This window comes from Alkalibacterium kapii, from assembly GCF_007988865.1.
GTDB classification, from domain to species: domain Bacteria; phylum Bacillota; class Bacilli; order Lactobacillales; family Carnobacteriaceae_A; genus Alkalibacterium; species Alkalibacterium kapii.
Genome location: NZ_BJUY01000025.1, coordinates 20079 through 27255 on the forward strand (window position 1 = coordinate 20079; position 7177 = coordinate 27255).

Sequence of the window (7177 nt, forward strand, 5' to 3'; positions counted from 1 at the left end):
TACCTATAATAACTATAAACAACCTATTCCTTCCTGTAAAATATTATCCTTATTGATTCGTATATATAACTTTTCTAATTTTTATATATATCTCATCCCAAGTATATAGTGTCAAGAAACTTTGTAACATTGACTATATGTTAAGCAACTTCAGATATCTCTTATTAGGAATTGGTAGAATTGTTTTCGCTAACGATTTGTGTCTTATCAGTGGTAAGCTAGTAATAAGATACTCAGGTATGAGGAGGTGGAAAAACTTTAACTTAATTGGTCAAAAAAAGCAGGTCAATCCAGGAGGTTTTGACAATGATCACAAAGAACAAAAATAAATCTAAAGATCTCTCAGTCATCATATTTTTCATTATCTCTTTTATTTCACTAGCCGGAACGGTCTCCGCTGCAACCCTAACGAATAATGATCAGACAAGAGAAACGCTGGAACAGGGAACAACGATTGACGGCCCAGGCTTTTTCTATGGAGAAGCTATTCAAATTGACGGCAATGTCGATGGAACAACTTTTGTATTTGGTGAACAAGTCCAAGTCAATGGCGACATCAATGGTTCACTATTCATTGTGGGTGAATCGGTCCAAATAAGTGGTGAAGTCAATGGAAATATCTATGGTGTGGGCGAAACCATCCGTATGGAAGGGAAAAACAGCAGTGATGTATTTATGACTGGTGAAACAGTCAGGGTCGAACAAAATTCAGAAATCGGTCGAGACTTGTTCATTGCCGGTATGGATGTGATTCAAGATGGACCAGCCCCCCGACATATTTTTGGAGCCGGTGAATCTGTTACTTTGAACAGTATTGTTGGAGGAAACGCTAATATATATGGTGAAGAAGTTGCTTTAAATGATTCAGCTTCTATAGAAGGAAACCTTACCTACAACAGCCCTAACGAAGCAGATATTTCACAAAATGCGAGTATCGCCGGTCAGACTGACTATACAGAGACGGAACCTACTGATAGTAGAATGTTTTCATTTAGCCAAACAGAAAGATGGATATTCAGAATACTCTTTGCTTTATTTAGTCTGATTTCCGCTCTAGTTGTGTGGTTGTTCATCCGACTTTTACGTCCACAATTTTGGATGAATAGTACCAAACCCATCGCTACGATAATACTTAAGACAATGGGCTTCGGCTTGTTAGCCTTAATTGGAATCCCTTTAGTGTCAGTGCTGCTTATGGTCACTATTATCGGTATACCGATGGGAATCATACTCTCCGCTCTATACTGGATCGCACTCTATATCGCAAAAATAATCGTTGCATTATTCATTGGTTCTCAAATAACTAAAGCCTACGAAAGAGAGAGCTTAGGCAAGGAATTCCTGCACGTAACATTAGGTCTATTTATTCTGGAACTCTTGATGCTGATCCCTTATGTTGGATGGATCATCGGATTAGTTGTAGCTATTACAGGTCTTGGCGCCTTAGTAACGTTCAGTCGCAAGCCCAATGAGCCGAAACATGCTGAATATGAATAAGAAAGCAAAATAGCATTCTAAGGTTGTGGATTTTTACAGCTGTGCTGAAAAATCTTCATTATTGATTTGGTTTAGTGCTCTATCTGTATAAGTTATAGCTTAATTATCGTCTACTTCTTAAGGAAAGCTTGTTTCTTCAGAAGTTAAACCATTCTCGGACATCTACTCCTTAACTAAATGAGTAATCTTAAGAAGTGAGCAGAGTTTTCAACTCCACTTCTGAAAAAGACCGATTCGAATAAGTTTTGTGAAGTTTTCCAAACAAAAAGACTCCCGCACCTCATTGTGTGGGAGTCTTTTTACTATACGAGTGTTGCCTGAACGATGAGTCGTTCGGTCCCGTCGTAATTACATGTAACGAGAGTCAGCAACGGTTCATTTTGGTCTTCGATCATGTCAATGCGTGTAGGTTCAACTGTCTGGATGGTAGTGACACGGTATTCAAACGTATCATCACCTATTCTGAGAAAAATACTCATCCCTTCTTGGGCTCTGTGCAGAGGAGAAAAAAGTGTCGTCCGGTCTCGCCAGTTGTGTCCAGCAATAGCATAGTTACCTTGACCAGGTTGTTGGTCTTTTTTCATGGTTCCCGCTCCAGCCATTAAATTTTCATCAGATAGTCCATTCAGTATTGGAATAGTCATATCGACTTCTGGCATGATAAGTGTTCCTATCCCTACTACATCTTCAGCTTTAGGAAGGGTCAACAAGGAATCGAAAGACAATTCTTTCACTTCATCAAAGTTATAGTGAGTATCCGTATCTATTGATTTTGCTTCAAAAGTTTCGGTGGTTTCGATGACCGAATGAGACAAGTTATTTATGCGCCAATCTGTCAGAGGTTCGAAAAATATCAACAGCACACCTGCAATAACTGCGATGACACCTAAAAATAATATCTTTTTTTTCATTGCTGATCACCCTTTCTACATACTTTAGTCATTTAAGTTTACTGTTTCATTTTAAACTTTGCTTTTAGTTTTTCTTTGTCTGTTTTCTGATGACGTACAGTCCAACAGTGAGCAAGGCTATTCCCATTACTTTTGTCAATAATGCAAAAGAAGAAACACTCGTTTGTGGGAGGGTGTCATTTGAATCAGATTCTTCATCTTCTGAAGGTGTTTCTTCCACTTTTTCGTTTTCAACTTGAACAGTTACAGTCTCAGGTTTGCCTGCGTGTTCATCAGTTATAGTCAAAGCTACTGGATTTTCAGCTAAAACATAGCCTTCTGGTGCTTGTATTTCAACTAATGTATAAACTCCAGGAACAAGACCTTCAATGCGTACACGTCCTTCTGAATCAGTTACAAGATTGTCATACAGGACTTGATCATTCGAGTCGATTAGACTGAATACCGCTCCTTCCAGTGATGCATCGAAGGTATCGGTCTTCCTTATTTCAAGTGATCCTTGGTAGTTTATCCAGTCACTCAACGTCTGTACATCTGGTTCGCCTTCAGCCTGAGCTTCGACTTCAAAAGTAACCGTTTCGGTATTTAAAATGAAGCCATTCGGTGCTTTGGTTTCAGCAAGTGTATATTCACCAGGTACTAAGCCATCAACAGTGATTTGTCCATTAGCGTCAGAGTGCAGTTCGTTTTCAACAACTGCTCCTTCACTGTCAGTTAACTTGAACACGGCGTTTTCCAGTGGATTACCTTCCGCGTCAGTCTTCGTCCATTTAACGGAACCTTTGTAGTTGATCAACGTGCCTGCATCTACGACTGGCCTTTCGCCTTCAAAAGATGCATCGATCGTGAAGAAGTCTGTTTCTTCTGTGTTTAAGACATATCCTTCTGGTGCTTCGATTTCAACGAATCGGTAAGAACCAGGTGCGAGATCTTTTGCGTAAACAAGTCCTTCGTCGTTTGATTCTAAGGAATCTTCTATTAGATATCCATCGGAATCTCTCAGTTCAAAGACTGCGCCACTTAAAGGATTGCCCTTGCTGTCTGTTTTCTCAAAGACCGCTTGTCCTCTATAGTTAACAAACTCATCTAAGGTTACAACAGTTGGTTCGCCTTCGTTTTCTGCAAGGATTTCAAAGTCGATAAGAGTCGTGTTGATACTGAATCCTTCCGGTGCTTTTGTTTCCACAAAGTTGTAATTTCCTGGAGCCAAACCGTCGACAGTGATTTCACCATTCTCGTTGGTCGTATGAGTAGATAGTACAGTTTCATCATGCAACAGTTCAAATTCAGCACCTTCTAAAGGTAGGCCTTGTTTATCTGCTTTTTGCAAGCGGACAGCACCTTTATAGTTGACGAACTTGCCTAAATCTAATCTTACTGGTTCCCCAGTATCAGAATCAGAAATTTCAAATGCGATTGTTTCGGTGTTCAGTATATAACCGTCTAAGGGTTTTGTCTCTTTCAAGACATATTGTCCGGGTGATAAGTTTTCTACAACAATTTTACCCTCTTCATCCGTGACAAGGTTGTCTGATACAACTTCTTCTCCTTTGTAAAGAGAGAAGTGTGCGCCTTCCAAAATTTTGCCTTCTGCATCTGTTTTAATGAATTCGGCATTTCCTTGATAGTTGATGAATTGTCCTAAATCATTCGGCTGAGGTTTACCATTATTTTCTTTTTCTATAGTAAATCTCAATACTTCTTCATTAATGATGTAATCTTCTGGGGCATTGATTTCTTCCAAAGTATAGTTGCCTGGCGCAAGTGGTCCACTTAGTAATTTGCCGTCAGCATTCGTTGTTAAAGTTTCAACTAATTCGCCAGAATTATCATAAAGCTCAAACGTCGCTTCACCTAAAGGATCACCCGCTTGATTTACTTTTTCCAGTTGAACGCTTCCTTGATAGTTAATAAATGTGCCTAGTTCCAATGCTTCTGGTTCACCGTTTGCCTTTTCGACAATAGTGAAAGGTACGGTTTGCGTATTAAGCATGTAGCCTTTAGGTGCCTTTGTTTCTATTAACGTATAGTCTCCAGACGCTAATTCAGTAACGCTTACCTTACCGTTTTCATCTGCAACGAGTTTTTCCTGAACGATTTCTCCCTCAGCATTTTCAAGTGCAAATTCTGCATCAGCTAGTGGTTCTTCATTCACATCTGTTTTTATCAACTCAGCTGTACCCTTGTAGTTGACTAGTTCACCAGCATCGATAGCTTCGACTTGTCCACTTTGTACCGCTTCGATCGTGAACGAGAAGTCTCCTTCGGTATTTAAGATGTAGCCTTCAGGTGCTTTGGTTTCAACAAAAGCGTAAGAGCCAGGAGCTAGCCCGTTTACGTGTACTTCACCGTTTTCGTCTGACACAAGATTTCCTTCTATGAGAAGTCCGTCCACGTCTCTCAGCTCAAAGGCTGCTTCTTCTAAAGGATCTCCGGATGCATCTACTTTATTTAGAAATGCTTTCCCTTTGTAGTTAATAAAATCATCTAAAATGATCAGTTCTGGTTCGCCAGCTTCTTTTGCTGCGACTGCGAAATCGACCGGGTCTGAATTCAAAATGAATCCATCAGGTGAAGCCACTTCTACAAAGGTGTAGCTTCCTGGTGCTAGACCAGTCACTGTCAGTTGACCTTCTGCATCTGTGGTTTCTTCTGCGATCACTGTTTCTCCTTGGCGTAATTCAAATGTTGCACCTTCAAGAAGATTTTTCTGTTCATCCATTTTAATCAATCGGACGGAACCCTGATAGTTGGTCCAGTCATTTAATTGAATCGTTTCAGGTTTGCCTTCTTGTTCGTCTTCAATAACAAATCGTCGAACAGTGGTATCTAAAATATATCCTTCAGCCGCTTTCGTTTCATGCACCGTATATTCACCAGGTACTAAGTCAGTAGCAGATACTTTTCCAGACTTATCTGTTTCAAGCGTTCTGATCGTTTCATTATCTTGATTTCTTATCTCAAATTCTACGCCAGACAACGCTTTACCATCTGCATCCGTTTTTTCAAATGCCACGCTTCCTTTATAGTTCATTACTTTCAGTTCAGGAACCTGTTGCGTCCCATTTTCGTTGATTTGTACCTTAAACGGAACGAGCGCCGTATTTAATATATATCCTTCAGGTGCGCGTTCTTCTTTCAAGAAATAACTACCCGGATCCAGGTCTTCGATAACGAGCTGCCCTTTTTCAGCAGTCACTTTTTCTCTTATAACATTTTTGTTTTCATCCAATATTGAAAAGACAACATCAGAACGAATCGGTCCGTCAGTTGACATTTTGGTTACTTTTACTTGCGTTAGGCGATTGACCGCATCAAAAATCACAACGTCTTGATCATTTTCGTGATCCAGTGTGATTTCTTTGCCTTCTGCCAGCTCAGGACTGATGACATATCTTTCAGGCGCTTTAACTTCTTTAAGCAAGTAGTCGCCTCGTCTCAATCCTCCAAATGTCACATGACCTTCTTGATTTGTTTCACCACTTCTAAGAAGCTGTTCTCCGTTTTTAGTGAACAACTGGAATGTTGCACCAGATAAATCTTTACCATTCGTATCGACTTTTCTGATCTCAAGGTTCCCTCTAACGCTTGAACCATCGCCACCACCAGCATTGTTTTTAAAGACATTGACTTCATCTTCAGTCAGTTCTTGATATTCGGTCGTTGTGCCTTCAGCTGTGAATGCGTTATTAATAGGATCGTCCTTATTTACGAGAGGGTCGATGTAAGAACTATAGGTTAAAATATAAGCTTGATCGATTTTTTCCGGGAATGAAAGTTCAAAGGATTGCTTCCCAGTTTCCTGATTGGCCATAATGTTAAGGTTATAGTCTTCACCTTCAGTTAATACATTATCTGTTTTAGAAAGATCGCCATTTTTATTTACCTTCGCTTCATAAAGAACGAATGTGTCCTTCATTAATCGAGAATTCAAATCAGGGTTATCTGTTAGTTTGAAATCTGAAATAATCGAGCGGTTAGGGTTCAAACTGATTTCCCAATCGATACGTTCAGAGAATTCACCTGTTTGTACGCCATCCTTATCCGCAAACACACCGCCGAAAGGAATCTTCACACCTGCTTCCAAATCGATTGTTTCGTTGTTATTGACAACCTTTGCTTTATTAATGACTTTCGCGTCTCTAACCCAGCCGTCACTGAATTCTGTAGAAAAGCGTATACCCACTGCCTGTTTTTTATTATTCATAGAATCAGACAGTTTCAGAGAAAACGCTGGATCCTCCCCTTCAGTAAAGGTCAGTGTGTAAAATGACGCATCAAGGCTTTCTTCATTAATGATGTTTCCTTTAGCATTGACTTCGTAGCTAAAGACATCAAACGAATCCGTTACCCATTCTTGATGTTCAGGGAGTACATCACTTATTTCAAAGTCATCTTTTATAGGTAAGCGTGCATAGTTTGCGTAAACTGACCAGGTGATTTCCTTCGTCACTGCATTATATCGACCATTTTTCACTCCATTGACAGCGGTCAGTCCCGTGTCCCCGCTCGAAATCTCTCCGGAATCACTTGTATAATCTTTTCCACCTTCAGACCAGTTGATTGTCGCCTGGTTTCTATACGAAGCCGTTCCGTCTGAATTACGCTCAAAGTGAGTCGAGTAATTTAGAGTCAGCGGACGTTCGATCGATTCTGTAAAGGTAATGACAAATTGCCCCGGATTCTCCACTTCTGGAGCCGTGTAATCAATCGTATATCCAGTAAATTCTGTTCCGTCTTCTTCTAAAAGTTTTAATGAGTAATTAGAA

At 40.0% G+C, this 7177-nt stretch carries 3 protein-coding genes; 1 reads left to right on the top strand and 2 read right to left on the bottom strand.

What is annotated here, in order from left to right; all coding sequences use genetic code 11:
* Positions 1-306: 306 nt before the first annotated feature.
* Positions 307-1497: a DUF8173 domain-containing protein gene (locus AKA01nite_RS08055; RefSeq protein ID WP_146924810.1), complete on the top strand. Its 1191-nt coding sequence runs from the start codon at positions 307-309 to the stop codon at positions 1495-1497.
* 302 nt (positions 1498-1799) lie between these two features.
* Here the strand turns inward: AKA01nite_RS08055 and AKA01nite_RS08060 are convergent, their stop codons facing one another.
* A complete protein-coding gene (locus AKA01nite_RS08060) occupies positions 1800-2408 on the bottom strand; it encodes a class A sortase (RefSeq protein ID WP_146924811.1) in 609 nt (202 codons plus the stop codon).
* Positions 2409-2472: 64 nt separating this feature from the next.
* Positions 2473-7177, bottom strand: a 4705-nt coding sequence (locus tag AKA01nite_RS08065; protein WP_281282446.1) for a SpaA isopeptide-forming pilin-related protein, incomplete at its 5' end; no start/stop codon positions are given.